The organism is Candidatus Brocadiia bacterium (genome assembly GCA_041658285.1).
GTDB lineage: Bacteria > Planctomycetota > MHYJ01 > JACQXL01 > JACQXL01 > JBBAAP01.
In genome coordinates this window covers 1-24,211 of sequence record JBBAAP010000014.1, presented here as the reverse complement: position 1 = coordinate 24,211, position 24,211 = coordinate 1, and the positions used below count along the sequence as shown (strand labels likewise).

23 protein-coding genes are annotated in these 24,211 nt (G+C 53.0%); 2 read left to right on the top strand and 21 right to left on the bottom strand.

From position 1 onward, the window contains the following. Position 1: 1 nt before the first annotated feature. Complete coding sequence (locus WC980_10080) at positions 2–1,687, bottom strand: carbon starvation CstA family protein (protein MFA5795395.1); 1,686 nt, start codon at positions 1,685–1,687, stop codon at positions 2–4. 110 nt (positions 1,688–1,797) lie between these two features. Between WC980_10080 and dxs the strand changes: the two genes are divergently transcribed. Next, the gene (gene dxs / locus WC980_10075) at positions 1,798–3,684 is read left to right on the top strand and encodes a 1-deoxy-D-xylulose-5-phosphate synthase (GenBank protein MFA5795394.1); all 1,887 of its coding nucleotides are present in this window, start codon (positions 1,798–1,800) and stop codon (positions 3,682–3,684) included. Positions 3,685–3,687: 3 nt separating this feature from the next. Here dxs and WC980_10070 read toward each other — a convergent pair whose 3' ends face one another. The 14 genes from WC980_10070 to WC980_10005 form a co-directional block, all read right to left on the bottom strand. Further along, positions 3,688–4,686, bottom strand: coding sequence for a hypothetical protein (locus WC980_10070; GenBank protein MFA5795393.1), 999 nt, complete (start codon positions 4,684–4,686; stop codon positions 3,688–3,690). Positions 4,687–4,746: 60 nt separating this feature from the next. Continuing rightward, the gene (amaP, locus tag WC980_10065) at positions 4,747–5,382 is read right to left on the bottom strand and encodes an alkaline shock response membrane anchor protein AmaP (GenBank protein MFA5795392.1); all 636 of its coding nucleotides are present in this window, start codon (positions 5,380–5,382) and stop codon (positions 4,747–4,749) included. 100 nt (positions 5,383–5,482) lie between these two features. Next, positions 5,483–6,358: a radical SAM protein gene (locus WC980_10060; protein ID MFA5795391.1), complete on the bottom strand. Its 876-nt coding sequence runs from the start codon at positions 6,356–6,358 to the stop codon at positions 5,483–5,485. 58 nt (positions 6,359–6,416) lie between these two features. Then, positions 6,417–6,911, bottom strand: coding sequence for a hypothetical protein (locus WC980_10055; protein MFA5795390.1), 495 nt, complete (start codon positions 6,909–6,911; stop codon positions 6,417–6,419). A 24-nt stretch (positions 6,912–6,935) separates the two neighbouring features. Next, positions 6,936–8,021: a Xaa-Pro peptidase family protein gene (locus WC980_10050; GenBank protein ID MFA5795389.1), complete on the bottom strand. Its 1,086-nt coding sequence runs from the start codon at positions 8,019–8,021 to the stop codon at positions 6,936–6,938. A 398-nt stretch (positions 8,022–8,419) separates the two neighbouring features. Then, a complete protein-coding gene (gene arsM / locus WC980_10045; GenBank protein ID MFA5795388.1) occupies positions 8,420–9,250 on the bottom strand; it encodes an arsenite methyltransferase in 831 nt (276 codons plus the stop codon). Between the two features lie 36 nt (positions 9,251–9,286). Next, entirely contained in the window at positions 9,287–9,568 is a 282-nt protein-coding gene (locus WC980_10040; protein MFA5795387.1) for an HgcAB-associated protein, read from the bottom strand. 220 nt (positions 9,569–9,788) lie between these two features. Then, the gene (locus WC980_10035; protein MFA5795386.1) at positions 9,789–10,130 is read right to left on the bottom strand and encodes a 4Fe-4S binding protein; all 342 of its coding nucleotides are present in this window, start codon (positions 10,128–10,130) and stop codon (positions 9,789–9,791) included. A 97-nt stretch (positions 10,131–10,227) separates the two neighbouring features. After that, positions 10,228–11,304, bottom strand: coding sequence for a nickel-dependent hydrogenase large subunit (locus WC980_10030; GenBank protein ID MFA5795385.1), 1,077 nt, complete (start codon positions 11,302–11,304; stop codon positions 10,228–10,230). 175 nt (positions 11,305–11,479) lie between these two features. Then, positions 11,480–13,273 (bottom strand): FAD-dependent oxidoreductase, encoded by a 1,794-nt coding sequence (locus WC980_10025; protein MFA5795384.1) that lies wholly within the window; start codon positions 13,271–13,273, stop codon positions 11,480–11,482. Then, on the bottom strand, positions 13,270–13,719 hold the full coding sequence (gene nuoB / locus WC980_10020; protein MFA5795383.1) for an NADH-quinone oxidoreductase subunit NuoB: 450 nt from the start codon (positions 13,717–13,719) through the stop codon (positions 13,270–13,272). Before nuoB ends, WC980_10025 begins: the two co-directional genes overlap by 4 nt. Before the next feature lie 13 nt (positions 13,720–13,732). Beyond that, entirely contained in the window at positions 13,733–14,620 is an 888-nt protein-coding gene (locus WC980_10015) for a complex I subunit 1 family protein (GenBank protein ID MFA5795382.1), read from the bottom strand. 34 nt (positions 14,621–14,654) lie between these two features. Continuing rightward, the gene (locus WC980_10010; GenBank protein ID MFA5795381.1) at positions 14,655–16,574 is read right to left on the bottom strand and encodes a proton-conducting transporter membrane subunit; all 1,920 of its coding nucleotides are present in this window, start codon (positions 16,572–16,574) and stop codon (positions 14,655–14,657) included. 32 nt (positions 16,575–16,606) lie between these two features. Continuing rightward, positions 16,607–16,873, bottom strand: a complete 267-nt coding sequence (locus tag WC980_10005; protein MFA5795380.1) for a hypothetical protein — start codon at positions 16,871–16,873, stop codon at positions 16,607–16,609. A gap of 375 nt (positions 16,874–17,248) precedes the next feature. On the opposite strand from WC980_10005, the gene WC980_10000 reads away from it, so the two are divergent. Then, complete coding sequence (locus tag WC980_10000; GenBank protein ID MFA5795379.1) at positions 17,249–18,373, top strand: DegT/DnrJ/EryC1/StrS family aminotransferase; 1,125 nt, start codon at positions 17,249–17,251, stop codon at positions 18,371–18,373. On the opposite strand, the gene WC980_09995 is transcribed toward WC980_10000, so the two are convergent. The 6 genes from WC980_09995 to WC980_09970 all read right to left on the bottom strand — a co-directional run bounded on the left by WC980_09995 (position 18,360) and on the right by WC980_09970 (position 23,941). Beyond that, positions 18,360–19,658 (bottom strand): glycosyltransferase family 4 protein, encoded by a 1,299-nt coding sequence (locus WC980_09995; protein ID MFA5795378.1) that lies wholly within the window; start codon positions 19,656–19,658, stop codon positions 18,360–18,362. The genes WC980_10000 and WC980_09995 overlap by 14 nt on opposite strands. Before the next feature lie 9 nt (positions 19,659–19,667). Beyond that, entirely contained in the window at positions 19,668–20,309 is a 642-nt protein-coding gene (locus tag WC980_09990; protein MFA5795377.1) for a CvpA family protein, read from the bottom strand. Positions 20,310–20,315: 6 nt separating this feature from the next. Beyond that, positions 20,316–21,068: a tRNA pseudouridine(38-40) synthase TruA gene (truA, locus tag WC980_09985; protein ID MFA5795376.1), complete on the bottom strand. Its 753-nt coding sequence runs from the start codon at positions 21,066–21,068 to the stop codon at positions 20,316–20,318. A 139-nt stretch (positions 21,069–21,207) separates the two neighbouring features. After that, the gene (locus WC980_09980; protein ID MFA5795375.1) at positions 21,208–22,293 is read right to left on the bottom strand and encodes a tetratricopeptide repeat protein; all 1,086 of its coding nucleotides are present in this window, start codon (positions 22,291–22,293) and stop codon (positions 21,208–21,210) included. 58 nt (positions 22,294–22,351) lie between these two features. Then, positions 22,352–23,386, bottom strand: coding sequence for an aspartate-semialdehyde dehydrogenase (locus tag WC980_09975; protein ID MFA5795374.1), 1,035 nt, complete (start codon positions 23,384–23,386; stop codon positions 22,352–22,354). Positions 23,387–23,698: 312 nt separating this feature from the next. Next, positions 23,699–23,941 carry a helix-turn-helix domain-containing protein gene (locus WC980_09970; GenBank protein MFA5795373.1) on the bottom strand — a complete coding sequence of 81 codons (243 nt, stop codon included), beginning with the start codon at positions 23,939–23,941 and terminating at the stop codon, positions 23,699–23,701. Between the last annotated feature and the right edge of the window lie 270 nt (positions 23,942–24,211).

Sequence of the window (24,211 nt, the reverse complement as noted above, 5' to 3'; positions counted from 1 at the left end):
TTTAAATAGGTGTCGTCTTGGCCCCGATTCTTTTGATGACCGCTATTACAGTAACGATAATCACGCAAACAGCCAGGATAAACAGAATTCCGGACGTAACAGTTATAACCACTCCCTGCAGGTTAAGCGCCGTACCGCTTATTACGGCATTTATTCCCGGCATTATCAATAATACCAACGACCAGAAAGTCATTACCATTATTACCAGCATAGGAATCAGCGTCACCAGCGGATTCCGCCCGGTCTGCCAGAGCCAGACCGACAAGCCCATAAGTGTAAGGCTGGCCAACAGCTGGTTACTGGTGCCGAATACCGGCCAGGCCACCAGATAGGCGTGCTCCTTGGTCATCAGCAGGAACCCCAGCGGAATAAGCAGGGTGATAAACGCGGCCGCCGGCGCCGAGCCCCGGCCGTGCCAACCGAGCAGTTCCTGCAGAACATATCGTCCCAACCGGGTGCAAACGTCAAGCGTGTCGTAGACGAAGGTGGAAAACGCCAGCAATGCAAAAGAAAGCGCCAGGTTAAAATCTATGCCCAGCAACCCCATATATTTAGCGATTCCGATGGCATAGACTTGGTTGGGATCTTTCTTCAAAGTCTCGTCGCCGGGCATAAGTATCATCACCGTGGACAGGGCCAGCAGCGCCAATACGCCTTCCAGTATCATCGCGCCGTATCCGACGGTCTTGGCGTCCGGTTCGCACCGGATTTGTTTGGAGGTCGTGCCTGATGCCACAATCGCGTGGAAACCTGATATCGCACCGCAGGCAATGGTAATAAACAAAAGCGGGAAAACCGGTTTATTGTTAAACAAACTATTGAAACCCTCAAGGTTGACGGCCAGGTAATTAATATTATACCCGCCGAAAAATACGCCTACTAGGCAGGCTATAATTGTCCCGTACAGGAAACATCCGCCCAGATAACCTCTGGGCTGTAATAACAACCACATCGGGATAATCGCAGCCATAAAGCAGTAACCCAGCAGTATGACATCCCAAGTCTTGACGCCCGGCGAAGCGAATGCAGCCAGAATAGACTTTGGCAAATTAGGGCCCAGCCAGACCACGAACAACACCATCGGAATGAATATCGCGGTGGCCAACCAGAGTGGCATCCGCAACTTGTAAAGACAAATGCCCATTGCAAAACCTATGGCCAGGTAAAGAACTGATGACGCCGCTACGCCCGGACCATAAGCTTCATTTGAAATAACGGTCTTGAAAGTTTCGGCGGTAATGTCGGTGAAAGCAATGATAACGTATATCAGGGTCAACCAAACAAAAATCAGAAACAGGTAAAAAGCCGACTTGCTGATATGTTGCTTGACAATCTCACCGATAGACAGGGCCTTATGCCGGACCGAGGCCACCAGCGCGGCCAAATCATGCACACCGCCGATAAATATCGCGCCGAGGACTATCCATAGTATCGCCGGCAGCCAGCCGAACCAGATCCCGGCCAAAACCGGACCGACAATCGGACCGGCTGCGGCAATGGCCGATAAATGCTGACCGACCAGGAATCCCGCCTTGGCCGGCACGTAATCCACGCCGTCGTTAATCTCTACAGCCGGGGTACAGACCTTGGGATCAAGTCCGAAATACCGGCTCAGGAAACGCCCGAAAAATATGTAGCCCAGACCCAAACACCCCAATCCAACAATAATGATGGATAGAATACTCATGATTCATTATACTATACAGGGTATATGTTTAAACGTCAAGAAAAGTACGCCCCGCTCCAACTGCCACCTATATATTGACAACACCGCCTCGGCCGATATAATGCTAGTTTATGTCATTGCTAGAAACCATTACATCGCCGACCGAGATAAAGAAAATACCGTTCGAGGAGCTGCCCAAGCTGGCTGAGGAAATCCGCCAGCGAATAATGAACGTGGTCAACAAAAACGGCGGCCATCTGGGCTCGAACCTGGGCGTAATCGAACTGACCATCGCGCTTTACCACGTTTTTAACTTCCCCACGGACCAGATTATCTGGGACGTCAGCCACCAATGCTACGCCCATAAAATCCTGAGCGGACGGAATAAGGAGTTTGATACTCTACGCACCCAGAATGGAATGAGCGGATTCACTAACCCCAAAGAAAGCGCATTTGACACCTTTACGGTCGGCCATGCCGGCACGGCTATCTCCACCGCCCTGGGCATCGCCTGCGCCAACAAGATTTCCCGGCGCGATCAAAAAGTCATCGCTGTAGTCGGCGACGGGGCCATGACCTGCGGCATGTCCTGGGAGGCCTTAAACCAGGCCGGTGCGCTGAAAAAAGATATCATTGTCATCATTAATGACAACACCATGTCCATCTCGCGCACCATCGGCGCCATGGCTAATTACCTCAACAAGCTCCGGATGACCCATCTCTACGAAAACCTTAAGAAAGACGTCTATTCGGCGCTGGACCGGATTCCCATGGTCGGCCAGCCCATGGAAAAAGCCCTGACCCATATCCGCTCCGCCGCCGTCGGCGTATTGGGCGGTTTTATCTTTGAGGAATTGGGCTGGTCTTATTACGGCCCGGTCAACGGTCATAATATCCCCCTTCTGATTAAGAACCTCAAGGAAATCCAGCGCTTTAAAAAGCCGGTTATCCTGCACGTCCTGACCGAAAAAGGCTGCGGCTCGCCGGACGCACTGGAAGACCCTTACCGGATGCACGGCATCGGGCCGGGTAAAGCCCAGTCGAAACAACCCATAGAGTGCAATACTCCGCCCAAGCCGCCGTCGCCTAACTACACCGATATCTTTGCCGATGCAGCGGTGGAATTGGGCAAGTCCAACGAAAAAATAGTCGCTATCACCGCGGCCATGCCGGATGGCACCGGGCTGGTCAAGTTCCAGCAGGCGTTACCAGAACGATATTATGATGTAGGCATCTGTGAACAGCACGCCATCGGACTGGCCTGCGGGCTGGCCAAAGGCGGCCTGCAGCCGCTGGTAGCCATATATTCCACCTTCCTCCAAAGGGCTTTTGACCAGCTCTTCCACGAGGTAGCCTTGCAAAAAACTAAGGCCGTATTTACGCTGGACCGGTCCGGGCTGGTCGGCAGCGACGGCCCAACCCACCACGGCGTTTATGATATCGCTTACCTGAGGATGTTCCCCGAATTCGTGCTCATGGCGCCCAAAGACGGACCGGAACTGAAAACCATGCTCCGGTTTGCGGCCACGCTAAACCAGCCAACCTTCATCAGGTATCCACGGACAACCGCGCCGGACGCGGAACCAAAAATGTCTGATACCGAACTAAAACTTGGTAAATCCGAGATTCTTAAGGAAGGAAAGGCCGGCGCCATTATCGCCTACGGCTCTATGGTTTATCCGGCTTATCGCGCCGCGTTAACCTTGGCCGGTAAAGGCATCGAACTAACCGTGGTCAACGCCCGCTTCGCCAAGCCGCTGGATGAAGAGCTCATCGCCGAACTGGCCGGACGGATGCCATTCATCATCACTGCGGAGGAACATGTGCTTACCGGAGGATTCGGAAGCGCCGTATTGGAGTTTGTCAATCAATCCGCAAACATAATCAGTAAACCTGTAATTATCCGACTGGGCATACCTGACCGGTTCATCGAACACGGCTCGAGGGATAAGCTTTTAGATATGCTTGGACTCAATGAGCAAGGGATAATCAAAGCGGCGCTGGAAGCCCTGGATTAAATATCACTTCTTTTGCAAACGAGCATTCTTGGCCAATTTGGCGTCTATCAGGAAGTTAGCAATCAACTGGTACATCGATGAATTGCCCTGAACGTCCTTAAGCCCGACTTTTTGCATATAGAAGTGGCTGTTAACATACATTATCACGCCTTGCTTGGCGCGCTTGGTTAAGTAATCCCCGGTCTTACTCTGCTGTTCCTCATTAAACTTGGGGTTATAGCCACCCTTGCCGTTATAAATCCAACAAACGACCACCAAGTCAGTGCGGTATTCCTTTTTCATCTTCTCATCGCCCACAATCAACACCGTTACGTTTTCGGGCTTTTCGGCCGAGTAATATTTGAAACCCTGATCCAACATCCACTGCAGGCTGGGCTTGTCCTTGGGAAAAACACCCCTTAAAAATAAATGCTCTTTATTCTTCTCGAACGGCGAAACCATAGTCATCTGCTTGCCCTGCTGGCTGCCCATGCCCAACGACTTAAGACTGCCCGGCGCCACCTTGCGGATAACTCCGTCTATGGCCCAATCCGTAGCAAACAGGTACCCGCCTTTGGCCAGGAAAGTCTTGATGTTATCGGCCGCCTTCTGGGAAACGCCCTGCTCGCTACAGTTACACAACAAGGCAGCGGTCTTGGAAAAATTATATGTTTCCAACTCCTGACGAGTCACTCCGGTATAACTGATGCTTAAGGCTTTCATTACTTCCTGGACCTGGTCCTCATAACCCTCCGGGTCATCGTCCCGGCACCCCAGCAGGACAACATCCTCTTGAATCAATCTGGACATGGTACTATAATCAGCCTTGCGGGAATATGTCATATTGTCCAAAACCTTCTGGGCCGGCTGGTCGCCGCCCTTAGCCGGCTCCGCTTCGGGTTCTTGGGCTTCGGGTTCGGCCTGTTTCTTGTCTTCCGATAATACCGGAACCCGGCTTAAAGCTATGAACAATCCCGCGCCTAAAACCAAGCATAATGCGACCTTGATAATATTTTTGTTCATATCTTACTCCTGTGCTGCTTAATTTATACTCCCAAGCAATTTTATGGTATCGCCTGAGGTTTAATCCACCGGGTATTCCGGGCCGTAGAACATCCGTTGGGCGGCCATATCGCGTTCCTTGGCGCGCTTCTTGCTCTCTGTCCGCCTCGAATCCTTGTCTACCACGATATTGGAAAGAAGTGTCGTGAAGACTGGAGGTTCCTTAACATCAAGTATCTCCTGAAACCGTATCTTGATGGAGCTCTGGATTTTATCGGTCAGTTCCTTGATGTTGGCGTCTTCCCAGGCGGAAAAGGTGGTGCAGATGCGGATAGGTTTCTCGCCTTTGCGTTCCTTATAGAGATGCACCCGGGCTTCGGCTATTTCCGGCAGTTTCTTGACCGAACGGCGCAGTGAATCCTCGATAGCCGAGACGTCGATGGTCAGGTCGCCTTCTGGAACGTTAACCTTGATAATAGAGGCATACTTACGCCGGAAAACATTGCCCAGCACGTAGGCCAGGTTAAATACCACCACATAGCCGGCCAACAGCATCAGAATCGTCCTCATGGACGGATTCTCGGTGTTAGTCTGGTAAGCCCATTTTGATATCATGTCTAAATTAATCTTGTCGGCAAACCATAGGAATCCAAAAATTCCGGCCGCGACCGCGACCAACCAATTGGATGTTTTCATCAGGCGTGATAGAATCTTCATATTATTATCCTTTCTTAATATTAAGCTTATTTATAGTAAATAATACAATGATGTCAATAAAAAAGGAGGCTACCGGGATGATTTATCCGGCGCTGTATCTTTAGAGCACATCAATGACAGAAGGCCGGAATTCCGATTCATCCATCTTGAGTGCCCGGTCTATCTTGTCCAGCATCTTCTGGCGGTCGCGGTTGATGTAGCCTGAAATATTGACAAAATTAGAAACGTGGTCACTCAGGAGCAGGCCTCCGCCCTTAAGGTTTTCCAGCAACAGGCGAGTCTCGCGCAAGGCCTGGTGCGGCGTGAGCAGTTTGAACTTACCCGCGGCGTAATCCTTATAAAGCGGCGCCGATTCCACCGGCACCCAGGTGCGCAGGCGGATGAAATCAGGGTTGATGGCGCTCAACACCCGGGCCGTTTCTCGGGCATGCTCCTCGGACAACTCCTGCCCGCCGATGCCGACCAGTACGTATTCGCTCAGCTCCAATCCGGCATCCTTGACCAACCGTCCGGTGGTTATCATCGTCTTGCTGTCTGCCCCCTTGTTTATCAGCTTCAATACCTTATCGCTACCGCTTTCCAACCCCTTATGCACCCTTTTCAGTCCAGCCTTACGGAGAGTTTCCAACTCGGCCAGAGTCTTGAACTTAATGAACTTAGCCGAGGCGTAAAGGGTTATCCGCTGAAGCTTGGGAAAAATCTCGTATGAATAGGCTAATATCTCAGCCAGCTGTGAGGTGCGCATGATGATAGTGTTGCCGTCAGCGAAAAATATCGAATGTATGGTGTCGGGGCCGTAGGTATCCCGGGCCGCAAGCAAGTCTTCCTTGATGTCAGCCACCTTACGGATGCGGAAGCGCTTGCCTTTATACATTCCGCAAAAGGAGCACTTGTTGTGCGGGCAGCCTATGGTCGCCTGGATAATCAGGCTGTCCGACTCGGACGGCGGGCGGTAAACCGGCTCTTCGTAACGCATATTTTTAGCCACAGATTACACGGATTAAATTAATCAGGTTGAAACTGGCTTTTACGGATTACTTATTAGTTGTCTCTTGAGATGTTTTATTACCAAATACATCTTTTATAGATCTACTTCTTAAAAGGTAAATAATTGCAATAGAGGGTATCGCACCCATTGAGGCCATAATTATACCCATTATTATCAATGGAATTGCTAACAGATTTCCGTCGCCTACCATAAAATACCTGACTGTTATAAATACAATAAGGCCTGCCACATAGACTATCCATACCCAAGAAATTATTTCAATAGCTTTTCTTGCCCAAGCACGCAGCTTTAGAAAATCTATACTTGCTTTTAACAAGAATACCCCGAATAGTACTGACAAAAACGCTGCTATTTTAATATATCTATGCGGGCTTTCTTGCAGAATAAATGAAGAGGAATTAGCTTCATGTGACTTGATAATGATATAACTTATAATATTGCCCAAGATCATGAAGCAAGCAAAAAACAGCGAAACATACCCAATCACAGTAATAGCAATTGGTCTTTTCGCATCTGCCATAAATTAAATCCGTGCAATCTGTGGCTAAATAATCATATCCCTGATTTCCCTGGGCACGTGAGTGAGCAGTTCATAACCGGTATCGGTAACCATGACCATATCCTCGATGCGCACACCGGCCTTGCCGGGCAGGTAAATCCCCGGCTCGATGGTAAAGACCATCCCCGGCTGGAGTGGCATGGTAGATTTGGAGCCTATGCGCGGCATCTCGTGCCCGCCCCGGCCGATGCCGTGCCCCAGTCCGTGCCCGAAATACTTGCCGTAACCGTGTTTGGCAATCCAGCCCCGGGCCGCGTCGTCAACCGCGCCGATAAGCTCGCCCGGCCTGACCTTTTCGATGGCCCGGTTCTGTGCCTCGAGCGTAATATCGTAAATCCGGCGGGTCAGCGGCGGCACCTTGCCCCGGAACAGCACCCGAGTCAGGTCAGAACAGTAGCCGTTATAATTGGCGCCCCAGTCTATCAACACGGCGCATTGCTTGCCGGCCGGCTTGTCGGTCAGCGGCGCGTGAGGCAAAGCCCCGCGCTCGTCGATGCCGATAATCGGCGGGAAAGAACCGCCCAAGGCCCCGGCGTCGCGGAGATATGATTCCAGCTTGTACCCGATATCCTTTTCAGTCAGCCCCGGCCTGATAAACCGGCGGATGCGGCTGAAGGCCTCCTCGGCGCAACGAACCGCCTGGCGGATAAGCCGAATCTCATCGGCCGTCTTTATCATCCGCTGGGTCTCAATGACGTTCTGCTGGGGTATCAGTTTTATCTTGGCGGGAGTGCGCTTCTTGAGGTCGTTAAACAGGGCCAGCGAGATATGAATGTCCTCAAAACCGACCCTTTTGGCCCGAGACTGTTTCATCAGGTTTATTGATTCGGCTACCAAACCCTTGGTATGCCGGACCAACTTGCAGTTATTGAGTTCCTGCTCAGCCTGCTCGACATAACGGAAATCGGTAATAAAGAATGCCTTGCTGGGCGTCACCACCATCCACGAATCGCCGCTGGTAAACCCCGAAAGATACTGGACATTGACCGTGTTCAGGACCAGGAAGGCGTCCAGTTTTAATTCGCCCAGTTTCTTCTGAAACCGGTCCAGATAGATATTCTGTCTGTTCATAATTATGCTCCGTTCTAATAAATAAAATAAAGATTGAATTACTATCACTTCCGGCCCTGGTGTCAAGATAATCAGAGGGGGTACCCTACCCCTCCCTACCTGGGGGGTAGAGGTACCCTACCCCCACCCCCGGGGTAGGGTAGCTAGGGGTACACCCTATACTAGTTAGGGGTATAGGGTAATGGTGCTGGGGGTACCGGGTAATAACGCTGGATATACTAGGTGGTACAGCTCGGAATACCTTCTGCCGGCGCTGGGGGTACTACTTGCCGTTACTGGATACCCTAGGTAGCACAGTTAGGTATACTACCTGGGTATACTGGATACCCTGGCTGGTATAGCTGGGATACCTAGTGCGTATAGCTGAGTACCCTACCCAGTACAGCTGGATACCCCCCTTACCCCTTGATTGCCCTGACCTTGATGCTGGCCACGGACCTGGCCGCCTCTTGCACCGCTTTGGAGCTGGCATTCACCGTCTGGGCCAATGCCTGGGCCGTCGGGTCGTTGGCCAGGTATTTTATCGGATAGGCGGCTTCGTCAAGCACCTCCACCTTGCCAAACCCGGCATCCTTGACCGCCCGGATATAATCGGCCTTCATTAACGCACCGGTCAGGCAACCGACATAGGCGCCGATGGATTTCTTTATGGCCGCGGGCATGGGCTTGACCATAACGATATCCGAAACCATCAGCCGTCCGCCCGGCTTCAGGACCCGGAACGCTTCCTTGAATACGGCCGGCTTGTCCGGCGACAGGTTGATAACGCAGTTGGAAATAATGATATCAATTGAGCCGTCGTCAACCGGTAGTTTTTCTATCTCGCCGGCCCTGAACTCGACGTTGGCGTAATTGCCCTTGCGTGCATTGGCCCGGGCCTTGGCTATCATCTCCGGCGTCATATCCACGCCAATGACCCGGCCCCTGGGGCCGACCTTCTTAGATGCCAGAAAACAGTCGAACCCGGCGCCGGAGCCCAGGTCCAGCACCGTTTCGCCGGGCTTAAGCGAGGCCAGCGCCAGCGGGTTTCCGCAGCCCAGGCCCAGGTTGGCGCCGTCCGGCACGGCCTTTATCTCGGCGTCGCTGTAACCGATGCCCCGGCTGATGCTCTGGGACAGGCCAACGCCACCACCGCCACAGCCACATCCACTACCGCAGCAGGATGATTCGCTCTTGGCTATCTTTCCATAGCCGGCCTTGACTATCTTCTTTATGTCGCTCTTTTTCATATATCAACCTCCTACATTCTGCATTTTATATACTACCTACTTGGTTATCATCTCTTTCATCATCGGACCGAGCATATTCTTGAGCACCTGGGCAAAGTTGTCAGACTTAATCATGGAGATACAGCAGACCTTGCCGCCTTTTTGCCAGCCGATCAGCGTCAGCTTGTCGCCGGCCCGGATGCCGGCCTTGTCGCGCAGGGTTTTGGGCAGGACCATCTGTCCGCGCTCGTCCACCGTAACCATAGACTCCATGCAGCATTGGCCGGTATCCCCATCGGCGCATACACACTCGGATTTCGACTTTCCTTTTTTAGCCATCATCGCCTCCTAATCTATTCTGATAAATCAGTATATTCTGAATATACTGATATAAAACAATGTGTCAAGTATTTTCGGTCACTGATTTTATGATTTATTTTTTGTAAGCGGATACAGCAGATTTAACTGGTGATATTATTGCTTCTCTGATGTGACTAATCCATTTAAGGCAAGCCTAACTGGATATTAGTGCCGGTAACTCGTTCCACTCGACCCGGCACTAATTCTTCTTGTCAGATTTATGAGTCTCTTTTTCCTTGGTGTAAGCCGGCGCGTGGTGCTGGCCTTCGGTCTTGATAGCACCCTGGAGGCAGCTTTCGGCGCAAACCCAACAATAAATGCAGCGGAACGGGTCGTAGGAGAGCTTCTTTTCCTTTTCGTTAACCTCGATAGCCCCGGCCGGGCATACCCGCTGGCAGTCGCCGCACTGGTCGCACTTGGCCTGGTCAAAGGTCAGTTTGCCGCGCGAGCCGTCCAGCGGCGGACGCACTTCAAAAGGATACTTCCGGGTGGCCGGTTTGGAAAACAGATTCTTGATAACCCTGCTAAGCATTTTGCTCATATAAACTCCTCTTAGAACCGGTTAGTAATTGGCCGATATCCATCGGCCAAGGACGTTACAGGTTCTTAGATCCCGGCCTACTGCCGGGATAATATATTTACCTTTCCGTACAGGAAATGCACGGGTCTATGGACAACACGATCACAGCCAGGTCGGCTATTTCGCAGCCGGGCAGCATAACCAGCAGTGTCGGGATATTGGCAAAAGTGGGCGTCCTGATTTTCAGCCGTTCCAGGTAGCGGGTGCCGTTGCCCTTGATATAATAGAACACCTCGCCGCGGGGCTGTTCCACCCGGGAGATAGCCTCGCCGTTGGGCCAGGACTGGGGATGGACCCTGATTTCGCCGGCCGGCGCCTTGTCCAGCGCCCGGTTAATCATGCCGATGGACTGATATATTTCCTTAGTTCGGACTAAAGCGCGAGCGTAGCTGTCGCCCTCGGTTTCCAGAATGGGTTCAAAATCCATATCGCCGTAAGCGGCGTACTTGAGCGTGCGCAGGTCGTGGTTGCGTCCGCTGGCCCGGCCGGTCGGTCCGACCGCGCCCAGTAAAGAGGCCTGATCCTTGGTCAGCACGCCTTTGCCCACGGTTCTTACTTTCAAGGTATAATCGGTCAGGAGCACCGGCAAGAGTTCATCCAGGTCTTCCTTGACCTTGGCCAACTCAACCTTTATCCGGGCGGCCATCTGGGCGTCGATATCGCGGCGCACGCCGCCGACGACGCAGGCGGACTGGATGACCCGGTTACCGGTGGTCATTTCCAGCAGGTCGAGCACCTTTTCACGGATACGCCACATCTGCATGAATAATGACTCGAACCCGATGGCGTCGGCCAGCAGGCCCAACCAAAGCAGGTGGCTGTGCACCCTGGACATCTCAGCCCAGGCGGTACGCAGGTACTTGGCCCGCGGGGTGGCTTCTATTCCAAGCAGGTCCTCAACTCCCTGACAATATGTCATGGCGTGGATGAAACTGCAAATACCGCAGGTGCGCTCGATCAGGTGAACGGTCTGCTGGAAATCTTTCAGCTCGCCGCCCTTTTCGATGCCGCGGTGGATATAACCTATCTGGGGAATTGCCTCAACTACCTTCTCGCCCTCGCATACTATCTTAAGCTGAAGAGGTTCGGGCAGGACCGGGTGCTGCGGACCAAACGGAATTACTGTCTTATGCATAATTTTATCTCCTGTTTACTTTTATATTATCAAGCCCGCTTCTTAACGGACCTATCTTTTGTTTTTATACATGGGCTGATAACTATATCAGCCCAGTACCCATTCGGGTTCTCGCCCCGAGACCCCTCAGGGTCTAGGGGTAGATAGCAGTATTCCGCTAAAGCGGAACTGCTATCTAGAACTCTGTCCAATCACAGCCCCAGCAGCGGTTGGCTTCTTCGCGGGCGGCCTTTTCATCCAAGCCCAGCTCGACCTCCTTGAAACCGTCGGTCCGTTTACCGGCGTCCATGCAAGGATTCTGGCACTGCTTGCTTTCCTTGGCCGTAGCTCCTGGATTTATCCGGGTGACGAACTCGTCGCCCTCGACTTTTTCCTCGGCGGCCATCATACCGTCGCCGCCCAAGTACTTATCTATCTGAGAAGCGGCTTCGCGCCCGGTCTTGACGGCTTCGACCACCGAAGCCGGCCCGGTAACGATATCGCCGGCCGCGAACACGCCCTTTATCTTGATTTCATCTATCTTGCCCTTCTTATTAAGGGCCACGCCCATGTTGGGCGGCAGTTCGGCGGACTGGCCGATGGAAGAAACAATGGCGTCCGCGTCGATGACGAAATCACTGCCCGGTATGGGTTCGGGCCTGGGCCGACCGCTGGAATCCAGCGCGCCCAGTTTCATCCGGATGCAGGTCACGGCCACCTTGCCGTTCTTGTTTTCTATCTTGGTCGGGGCGCACAGGTTTTCTATCTTGATGCCTTCCTCCAGCGCCTCGTGTATCTCCTTCTCCGATGCGGGCATTTCCTTCTGGGTCCGGCGGTAAAGCATGGTCACATCTTTGCTGCCGGTCCGGCGGGCCACCCGGGCCGCGTCGATGGCTGAATTGCCGCCGCCTACGATGAGCACCTTGTTGCCCAGGCTGACCTTCTTACCCAGGTTGACGTCGCGCAGGAAGGTGACGCAGTTATGCACGCCCTGGCAGTTCTCTCCGGCCACGCCCATTTCCATGTTCTTATGGGCGCCGGTGGCCACCAGCACAGCGTTGTAGCCTTCCTTCAACAGGCTCTCGACGCTTTCAACCTTGGTATTAAGCTTTATTTCAACGCCCTGCTGCTTGATGATATCTATTTCCTTGTCCATGATATCACGGGGCAGACGATACTCGGGAATACCGGCGATCATCATACCGCCGGCTCTGGGCAGTGAATCGAATATGGTCACGGAGTGTCCTTTGCGCCCCAGGTAGTAACCGGCCACTAATCCGGCAGGGCCGGCGCCGATAACGGCGATTTTCTTGCCGGTCTTGGGTGCGTTGGATTTGGGAACGCCCAGCCCTATTTTATCGGTGATAAACCGCTTAAGCATCCGGATCATAACCGGCTCGCCTTTAAGGCTCTGGCGGCAGTTGATTTCGCAGGGGGCAAAGCAGACCCGGCCGCAGATGGCCGGCAGCGGGTTGCGGCGATAGACCGTTTCCAGGGCTTCCTTGTATTTGCCTTCGGCTATCTGGCGGACGTAGCGCGGCACGTTTATTCCGGCCGGGCAGGCGTCGTGGCAACGGCCCCTTTTCCGGGGCGCCATCTTCATTATCTCGCTGTAGGTCTTGACCAACGGTTTCTGAGGGGAATCCTCGGTCAGAAGAAATTTCTGGTGGTAATCCAGGGCCAGCCCGGTGAATTCCACGTTGAAGATATCGTGGATTTCGTTCTCGATCAGTACCGCGGCCAGGTAGATGGATGAAATCGAAGGCACCTCTTCGCCTTTCTTAAAGCTCAGGCGGACATTGGTCAGCTTGTAGCTATCGTCGGCAAAGTGGTAGATGATTTCCATCTTGTCCGGATGCTCCACCGCGGAAGCCGTGGTAAAGCGCAGACTCTTGGCGGACAGTTTCTGGATGGTCGGAATCAGGTCTGATTTGGTGACGTTGATTTCATTGGTGCCCTTGATGATTCCTACGAATTTAGTGTTGCTCATGCCGTTGCTCCTTCTTTAGCAGCCGCTTTTCCGGCTATTTTATTCAATGCCAGAACTACTCCGTCAATGATAGCTTCGGGTTTGGCGGCGCAGCCCGGGATATAAACGTCGACCGGGATAACCTTGTCCACCCCGCCCAGGATATTGGGGCATTCGTTGAAGACGCCGCCGGTGCAGGCGCAGGAACCGATGGCGATAACGGCCTTGGGCCCAGGCATCTGGTCATAAAGATTCTTAAGCACCCGGGAGTTGCGGCGGTTGGCCGAACCGGTGACCACCAGCACATCGGCGTGCTTGGGGTTGCCGATATTGACGATACCGAAACGCTCCACGTCGTAAAGCGGAGTCAGGCAGGCCAGAATCTCGATATCGCATCCGTTGCAGCTGCCGCAGTCGAAATGAAGCACCCAGGGTGATTTCACTCTTGAATTGGTTACTAAACCCATAATTACCTCCGTCTTACTTTATGGTATTATAATATCTTATGATATAATAGCCGATCATATTGAGAATCACCAGCCCGATGCCGAAGGTCCAGCTGAACTTAAGCAGAATAGACCAAGTCAAGCGGGCCGTAACATTATCAATAACCAGGACGATGAAATAAGAAACCAGGGGCAGGATAATCCAGAGATTGCTGACCCAGGTATTGGACATGGTCGATACGCCGAATACGGCAATCAGGCCCATAATAACAATCAGCTCATACCATTCGGCCAGCTCAACCAGCGCCAGGTATTTGCCCGAAAACTCCGTAATCGGGCCGCGCACTATTTCCTGATGAGCGTGGTGCGACATGGAGATATCGAACGGCGACTTGCGCATCTTGATGAGAAGAACAATAATCATGGCCACAAAAGCCAGCGGCAGCGTTAATACCATCGGCGTCTGAAGAGTGGCAATCTTGCCCAGATTGAAACTGCCTGTATTCATATAAATAGCCAGGGCCACTAGGAAAAGTATCGGTTCGTAAGCCAGCATTTGAACCAGTTCGCGGTTGCCGCCGATATGGCTGTAAGGTGACTTGATGCTCAACGCCCCGAGTACGAAGCAAACGCTGCCCATGGCCAGCAGAAACAGGGTTATCAGGATATCGCCACCGATAACGAACATCACCAGGCTGGCCATCATCAGGCCGATATAGCCGTAAGCCCACATAAGATGCGAAGTATAGGCAACATTCCGGTCTTTGTTCCAGAGCTTGATGACATCGTAAAACGGCTGGAACCAACTCGGCCCGATGCGCCCCTGCAAACGAGCGGTGAACTTGCGGTCGATGCCTTTTAATATCCCGCTGATTATCGGTGCGGCGACTAAAGCGATGATGGCGATTACTAATGGACTCATACGTATTCTCCCCTCTTAATTATTTTAACTACAACTACAATAATAGCCCGAACAGCACCAATATCATGATAATGCCGATGGGCGTGAATATCTTTTCCATCGAAGCCTCGGTGATGGTGTCAGAAAAATACAGACCGCCGGTCTGGAGCGGCTCGCTGGAATCGGCTATGGAGCAGAACTCGCAGGCGCCGGCCGGGGCGTTCTCGCCGCACATATAAACCGGACCGATATCCTGCCTGCGCGACCTGAGCAGCAGCAACGGCATCAACAACGCCGCTATGACCACGATGAACAGCGGCCAGGTGGTGAATGAACCAATCTGCGGAATATTGATATTCCAGCTGCCGGTGTTAACAATCGCTTGATAATGGGCGCTTACGGCCGGGATGATAACGGTATCGTAAAGCGGAGCAACCAGGATGCTCATAATAACGGCAATCAGGACCAGCGAAATCAGCGGAAGCTTGTATAAGAACGATAGCGGCTCGATCGGGTGCTTGCCGTCGAACGAAGACTGGTTGATAAGCCGGCCCAGGTATTTGGTCCAGAACACCGTAGTGGCGGCGCTGCCCAGCACCAGCATAATGACGGCAATAAGCGCCCACTGGGTATTGGCCTGCATAGCGCCTTCCATGGTAGCCCATTTACCGACCAGCAATCCGAACGGCGCCAGGAACATGGTGATGATACCAATGACGGTGATGACGGTGGTTAACGGCATCCGGGTAATCAGCTCGGACATCTTCTCGATATCACGGCTGTGTATCTTATTCTCGATGACGCCGGCGCACATAAAGAGCAAGCCCTTGGATACGGCGTGGAAAACCAGGAGTATCAGGGCGGCAGTAATGGCCAGGGGTGTATTCAGCCCGGCGCACATAACGATGATGCCCAGGTTACCGATGGTCGAATAGGCCAGCAGTTTCTTGGCGTTGCTCTGGGTCATAGCAATGATGGCCGTAACGAAGAAGCTGAAAGCGCCGATGAGCATGACCATGGTCGAAAGAGGCGAACCCTTATAAGCGGGCGCCAGCCTGAGCAGCAGGTAAACGCCGGCGTTAACCATGGTGGATGAATGGAGCAATGCCGAAACCGGAGTGGGCGCGACCATGGCGCCGAGCAACCAGTTCTGGAACGGCAGCTGAGCCGATTTGGTGAATCCGGCCAGGCAGAGCAGGGCCAGCGGTATCAGCATCGCCGCGCCGGCCGGGCTATGGACAACTTCGGTCAAGGATAACGTGCTCATCGAGCTTTGAATCATGATAATGGCCACCACGAAACCTACGCCGCCGATAAGGTTCATCCATAATGCGCGCAGGGCATTGTTCTTGGCCTCGGCGTTGAGATCGTGCCGGATTAACTGGTAACAAGCCAGGGTGGTCACTTCCCAGAAGAAATACAGCCACATCAGGCTGTTGGCAAATACCAGCGCGTTCATGGCGCCCAGGAACAGAATAAAGAATAGGAAGAATACCGGCTGGCGCGACTTGGCCAGATGCAGGTGCTCTTCGTGCTCGTCCATATACCTGATGGCGTAAAGCGAAATAAGCGAACCAACTATGGATATGACCAGGCACATAATTATGGCCAACTGGTCGACCACAAACGACGGGCTGGCTTCCAGGTTATGGCCCTGGGTGTATTCAAAGTAACCGAGCGGAACTATCTGGAGCAATGACAACACAATTACGGCCAGGTTGCCGCTGGCAAAGCCGATGTAGAGGAAATACGTCAGCAGGGCGAAATCCAGCACGGTGATGATGGTATTCCAGTATGGTTCCGGCGAGAAAGTGAATTCGCCTCCGGTCAGAAGCCAGACGGAACTGGCGATAAGTATCAGCGCGTTGACGGTGATGAGCAATGTCCGGATGGCCCGGTTGCGAAGTATGAAACAAAGTATGCCGCAGATGATGGGAACAAGTATCGTGGCCGTCAGAAGCGTTGATTGAGTCATGGTAACCTCACAAATTAAGGAGAAGAATTGTGCTATATGCCGGTCTTCTTTGCGGTACCGGAGTTATCCTTATGATTGCCGGGTCCGGCAGCTGGTTTATCGAGCCTCTTCTCCATCGGCTCTTTCAGCTTATCGGGACGGACATTGTCGGTCCCCGCTTTATCCGTAAACTCCTTGATCTTCTTATCTTCCTGTTTCAGAAGCGATTGCCCATATCCGCAGGCTCCGCAATTGAACCCGTGTTTGCAGATACGACCTTCGCTGGCTTTAGCCCAGAGACAAGGTTTCTCCTTTTTCATTAACGATTGTTCCTGTCTCGACCGCGGACGGGTCTTTAACCACCCGTCTGGCCCAGACTGATTTTTGTCTTGACCGAGTCCTCTTAATCTATCATTTATAAAAAGCTTTGCAAGAAAAATCGGTGTCAATCTTTCAAGTTTGTTTTCGCCTGGTCTAAAACACCCCCATTAACGGGGCGTTTGTCTCCAATTCCGAACATCAAGTTCCTGTTCATCTTACATTATATTGCCATTACCCAATGAGCGACTCGTCCTTATGTCTGCCGTAACTCTGCTCAACATCCTTATTGTTATCAAATTACTTGACCATAGGCCGGTATTTTTTATCTTATTCTATTTGTGATTTATTTAACTAAGTAAAACAAGGAGCACATTATGAACGTCCCGCTTTTGGACCTTAAAATGCAGCATCAGAAAATCAAGGACGACATCCAGCAATCCATCCAGAAAGTCATTGATTCCCAGCACTTCATTATGGGCCCAGAAGTGGCCGAGTTCGAGGCCGCCGCGGCTAAGTATGTCGGCGCCAAGCACGCCATCGGCGTGGCCTCAGGCTCGGACGCCCTGCTCCTGTCCCTGATGGCCCTGGATATCAAGACCGGGGATGAGGTCATCACCACTACATTTTCATTCTTCGCCACGGCCGGCTCCATCGCCCGGACCGGCGCCCGGCCGGTATTCGTGGATATCGACCCCAAGACATTCAACTGCGACCCCAACCGGATTGCCGACGCCCTAAAGAAGTCCAAGAAAGCCAAAGCCATCATGCCGGTCCATCTTTACGGCCAGTGCGCCGAGATGCAGCCCATCCTGGAGCTGGCCCGAAAGCATAACTGCGCCGTGGTCGAAGACGCGGCCCAGGCCATCGGCTCGACATACAAAGGCAAAAAGGCCGGCACCATGGGCGCGCTGACCGGATTCTCGTTCTTCCCGTCCAAGAACCTGGGTTGCTGGGGCGACGGCGGGCTGGTCACCACCGACGACGATAACCTCGGACAGATGGTCCGCAAACTCCGCGTCCACGGCAGCTCCAAGAAATATTATCATCAGTATGTCGGCATGAACAGCCGGCTGGATACGCTCCAGGCGGCCGTGCTCAAGGCCAAACTCAAATACCTGGACAACTGGAGCACCGGCCGGGCCGAACGGGCCGCTTATTACAACAAACTCTTTAAGTCAGCCGGGCTGGACAGCGTCATCACTACGCCGTTTGTCCATCCGGACTGCAACCACATATACCACCAGTATACCATCATCGTCAAAGGCAAAAGAGACGGGCTCAGGGATTTCCTCAAGGAACGCGGCATCGGCACCGAGGTCTATTATCCTCTGCCACTCCACCTCCAGGAATGCTTTACATATATGGGATACAAACCGGGCGACCTGCCGGTATCGGAAAAGACCTCGCTCGAAGCGCTGTCATTGCCCATCTATCCGGAGCTGACCAGCCAGCAGCAGGACTACGTGGTGGAAAGTATCAAGACGTTTATAGGGAAGTAGGCGGCGCCGATTTCTGCTTGGCCGCCTCTTCATAGACCTGTCCGATGCGGCTGACCATATACGCAGAATCAAAGTTCTGCTTGATGTGTTCTTTGCCGGCCTGACCCATCTTAGCCGCTTCAGCCGGATTCTTCAACAGATAAATTATCTTCTCGGCCATCTTATCCAGCGAGTCGTACTCCCGTCCGGCCTGCGGAGGCGGAATGATAAACCCGGTCCGGCCGTCCAGCACCACCTCGCGGGCGCCGTCGATATCGAACGATACCGCCGGCCGGCCCAGGGCCAGCGCCTGGGGCAGCGCCCGGGCCAGACCTTCCCGGAGCGACGGGTGCACCAACACGTCCATCGCCTGAATCAGTCCGGGTATGCGCTGCGGCTCGACCAGCCCGGTGAATATCACCCGGCCGACCAGCCCGCGCTCTTTGACATCCTTGGTAATCTGTTCACGCAACGCGCCGTCGCCGACGAACATCAATTTGACTTCCGGCACCTCGCGAATAATCTGGTGGGCTATCCGAATCAAATACTCGTGGCCTTTCAGATTGGCCAGCCGGGCCACCACGCCGATGACCTTGTCGTCCGGCCCGATGCCCAGCTCCCGGCGCTCTTCGAGCCTGGTCTTGAGCGGTACAAATTTATCCATTTCCAGCGCGCTGTAGATGGTGGTGTACTGTTCCGGCTTGCCCACGCCGGCGGCCAGCGCCTGCGCCGTCATGGCGTCGGCCACGCAGATAATCCTGTCGGTCACCTTGGCGGCCAGCCATTCCAGCGCTGTGTAAAACCAGTTGGCTATCCGCGGCTGGTAAGGATAAAACGGCATTCCGTGGATGGTGTGGATGATAATCTTGACTCCGGCCAGTTTGGCCGCAATCCGGCCGAAGATGCCGGCCTTGGTGCTGTGCGTATGGACGATATCGGGCTTGAGTTTCCTGAGCAGGAAAAATATCCTGATAAACGATATCAAATCCAGCCAGGGAAATATGTTCCGGCGCATCTGGGAAATGATGATCAGGTTTACTTTATTGTCCTGGGCCCGCTTGACCAGTTCGCCTTCGGGCCCGAGCGCCGGGCCGCTGATAAGCGTCACCTCGTACTTCGGCAGTTGGAGGAACGACTTATCTGCCGAGTATCCTCGGCTGTAACGCTCCTTTGTCTGACTGTCGGCAGACAGGTCGCTAACAGCCGATGGATAACCGGGCATCCGTTGTAGACCCTCGACGGTGATGAGCGTATTCTCCTGAGCGCCGCCCAGTATCAAGCGGGTGATGATGTGAACTACTTTCATAGACAGGATCTACCGCCCTTCTGTTTCCGGCGCTTTCTGCTGGCGGGTAATACTGTCTATAAAAGACCTGATGTTCTGCTTATATTTGTGTGGCATAAACAGAGCCACCTTGCGGGTGTACCACAACAGCGGTTTGGCAAAAGCCGATTCCTTGACTTGTGCCCTAAGCTGTGATGTGGGGTAATAGCTGACGCCCAGCAGTATCGAACCGCAGATAAGCGCCGTCTTCATGAACCCGAACAGGCCGCCGAACGCCCTATTGAGCGTGCTCTTGCCGGACTTGCCTTTGCCGCCGCCTTTTGATTCCTTGGGCTCATCGGACTCTTTGGGCTTCTTGTCTCCTTTTGACTCTTTGGACTTCTTCTCTCCCTTGGACTTCTTGCCAAAGGTTATCTCCATCACCCAGGTAATCATAAAAAGTATCAGGTAGATGGATGTAAATACCACCAGGTAAATTAAAAGCTGGGCCATATACGGGTCGGCCATCTCCGGACCAATCCATTTGGCAATGGGTTCGTGCAGATAAAGCGTGCTGTAAAGAGCCACCAGCAGCAGGAAGAACCTGATGAACTGCCACCAGAAACCGGTATACACCCCCAGGATGATACCGATAAGCAAAACCACGGAGAATATGATGTCAATCCAGTTCATAATCGGTTAATATTCCACCTTAACCAGGCACAGACCTTTGGCCGGCACGTTCGGTCCGGCCTTGGCCCGGTTTTTGGACTTGAGTATATCTTTTACCGCGTTCGGCGCAATCTTTTTATAACCTGTTAATAACAGCGTGCCGACGATGTTGCGCACCATATTATAAAGGAACCCGTCGCCCCGGAATTTAAAGTAAATCATCCGGCTGTTGCCGGCCAGCCGCTTGCCGGTGACCTTGATGTCATAAATCGTCCGGACGCTGTCCTTATAACTGCCGGCCTTGGAGGCAAAGGCGCGGAAATCGTGCCGGCCCTCAAGGTACCGGGCCGCCTTCTGCATCAAGCTTACGGATGCCGGCTGTGGATTATAATAGCAGAAATGCCTCTGCAGGGCCGTCCGCACCGGACCGTTAAGCATGGTATATATGTAAACCTTGTCCTTGGCATCGTACCGGGCGTTGAACTTATCCGGCACCTCAACCGCCTGGCTGATGACGATGTCCCTATCCAGAATCCCGTTCAGCCCGCGCTGTATCCGGGCCGGCTCGAGCTTGCTCTGGGTACGGAAATTAGCCGTCTGCCCCAGCGCGTGCACGCCGCTGTCGGTCCGGCTGGCCCCGTAAAGCGTCGTCTTCTGGCCGGTCATCTCCTCGATGGCCTTGGTTATCTCGGCCTGGATGGTCCGGGAGTTCTTCTGTATCTGCCAGCCGCAGTAGTTGGTGCCGTCATATTCGATGATCAATTTGATATTACGCTTCATTTCACCTTATTAGCCACAGAACCTCAGAGTTCACGGAGGCCAAATAAAATTATTAATTATCTCTGTGTTCTCTGCCCGTTCCGGGTTCTCGCTCTGAGAATCCGTCAGGGTTCGTAGAGCGCCTCTGTGGCTACGGGAACTACTTCTTCAGGTATTCCTGCACATCGGCCAGTACGCGTTGGTATGACGGTATCATCTTATAATAAGACGCCACCTCTTCGGCCAGCGGCTTGCCGTCGTCACTTTTGCCTTCTTTCCTCAGCAACACCAGGGTGGTCTCCCTAACCCTTGACGAATACAAGAGCTTGTCCGGCTGACGGACGGAAATATCCAGGACCTTGTCCTTCTCCTCTTGCCAGGTGTAAACATCGAACTCCAGCCGATTCTGTTCGGAGCGGATGAACTCGCGGGCAATCAGGATATATTTATCGGTGCGAATGATGTCCACGGTTATCTGGTCCGGAATGGCCTGAATGGTCGCGCTCATCTCGCGCAACTGCTTGCGGGCCTGGATGGCCGGCTTATAGTTGGCCCGGGCGTGGTAGCACTGGATGGCCGGTTCAAATGCCTTCCAGTATTTGGCCATCATCAACGGCTCAAGAATGTCCAGGGCCTTGATATATTCGCCCTTGGCCTTGTAGGCGATGGCCTGTCCCAGCTGGGCGTCAATATAGCCGGGCTTTTTGGCCAGCACCGCGGCCCATTCGGCGATAGCCCGGTCGATATCGCCGGACTCGTAAGCCATCATAGCCAGCCAGTGCCGCGCCTCCAGGAACTCCGGCCAGACCTTTGTGGCGTCTTCGAAATACTTCATAGCCTGGTCGTATTTCTTGTTGTCCTTATAGAACTGGCCCAGCCCGTAATAAGCCCAGAAAAAGGTCTTGTCCAGTTTGATGGCCTGGAGGAAGGCCTTTTCCAGCTCGGCGCCTTCCATCAGACGTCCGTACAGATAATTATAGAGCGGGCTGTCCGGGTTGGCCTCGAGCCTGGCCAGATATTCCTTGCGGACCCGTTCAATATCGCCGGCCTCGCGCATCAGGTTCTGGTAACCGCGGTGCGCCTCGATATTCTCCGGCTCGGCGTTTATCAATTTGCTGTAAGCCCGGGCCGCCTCGACCTTCTTGCCGTCACGGGATAACTGCTCTATATCTGCCACAGATTCCACAGATTTCCCCGCGGCAACAATAAATAAGCTCAAAACTAACAATATAAAAACATATCTCATATCTACATCCTTAATTTAATGTATCAATTTATCAGATTAATCTGTGTAATCCGTGGCTTTATTTATAATCCTGTATGACCGTCTCCGCTATCTGGACGGCGTTGAGGGCCGCGCCCTTGCGCAGGTTCTCGCCGCACAGCCACAGGTTTATGCCGTTCTTGACGGTCCGGTCTACCCGGATCCGGCCGACCAGCACGTCGTCCTTACCGGCCACGTCCACCGGCATCGGATATGATTGATGCTTGGGATCGTCTATCACCCGGATGCCCGGCGCCTTGGCCAGCAACGCCCGGACCTTGGCCGGCGATATCGGCCTCGAGAACTCTATATTGACCGACTCGGCGTGCCCGCGGTTGACCGGCACCCGGACACAGGTCGGGCTGACCTTGATGGAACTGTTACCCATTATCTTCTGGGTCTCCTGAATCATCTTGACCTCTTCATCGGTATAGTCATCCTGGCAGAAGGCATTGGATTGCGGTATCTGGGGAATGACGTTAAAGGCAATCTGGTGCGGGAAAATCCGGCGCTGGTATTTCCGGCCGGACAGCAGAGCCCGGGCCTCGTCCGTCATCTCAGCCACGGCCTTAAGGCCGGCGCCTGAGACCGATTGGTAAGTGGACACCACCACCCGTTTCACCCGGGCGTAATCGTTCAGGGGTTTCAGGACCATCACCAGCGGAATGGTCGAGCAGTTAGGGCTGGCGATGATGCCCTTGTGAGTGGCGATGGCGCCGGGATTGACCTCGGGCACCACCAGCGGCACGGCCTTATCCATCCGGAAAGCGGCCGATTTGTCTATGACCACGGCGCCGTTGCGGGCGGCCACCGGAGCCCACTCCTTGCTGACCGAACTACCGGCGCAGAAGAAGGCGATATCAACTCCCAGGAAACACTCCGGCTCGACCTTGCGGATACGCAGTTTAATTTGTCCGTTGGGAGTTTTAAAGGTAGTCACCTTGCCGGCCGAGCGGTCCGATGCAAATAAGCGCAGTTCGCCTACGGGGAACAGGCGCTGTTCCAGGATACGGATGAGTTCCAGCCCGACCGCTCCGGTCGCGCCGACCACGGCTACCACGAAACCTTGCTTCATCTTAGCTCCTCTTAACGACACTTAAATATACCGACATGCAGTGTCGGTATGCTTTTAGTGTCGCTTAGATCCCGATGAACGAAGTATCATCGGGATAACTACAATGCCCTCTTTTAACCACGAAAACACGAAAGTTAGAAATAATAAGTTTCGTGCCTTTTCAACTTCGTGACTTCGTGGTAAATACTTATAATTAATTTATCCTCTAAATCAGCTTACTTATTTCTTACGCCGTTTCAAGAAAATGAAGGTCTTAACTAAAGCCCCGCTCTAAGGCAAGGCACTCACGACCATCCCCGAGAAAGAACCAATTTATTTCAATCCTTCGAGTCCGTGTTTTATATAGTCCGCCCGCCAGGACCAGATTATCCGCTCGGTGAATCCAAGGCGTTTGGCAATTTCTTTAACTGTCATCCCTCGAATTGAAGCCAGGATGGTCCGGCCCCGGATAGACGCCCGTATATCACCGCCCGGCGCCTCGTTTTTATTGATAAAATCTCTTAATTCCTGGTCTTGCTCAACAGTAACTTTTATGAAAGATGCTTTACGCGGCATATGTTTTTAAAGCCAAATTATAGCCCTGAAACCTGAAAAACTTTCAGTATTAAGTATGCCTTTTTTCGTATTTCAGTCACGCTTTTGTGCTCAAAATACCTATAAGGGGGGATATCCCCCCAGACTAGGGGTAGATACCCCCTCACTGTTCAACGTCAGCGCATTTGAGACAAAGGAATGAAGGGGAATAAGTTGCAGATATCAAGGAGTTTTGGGGGGAGAAAACTCCTTGAAAAATCGACTCGACTCCGATAATATCTTTTACGGAAG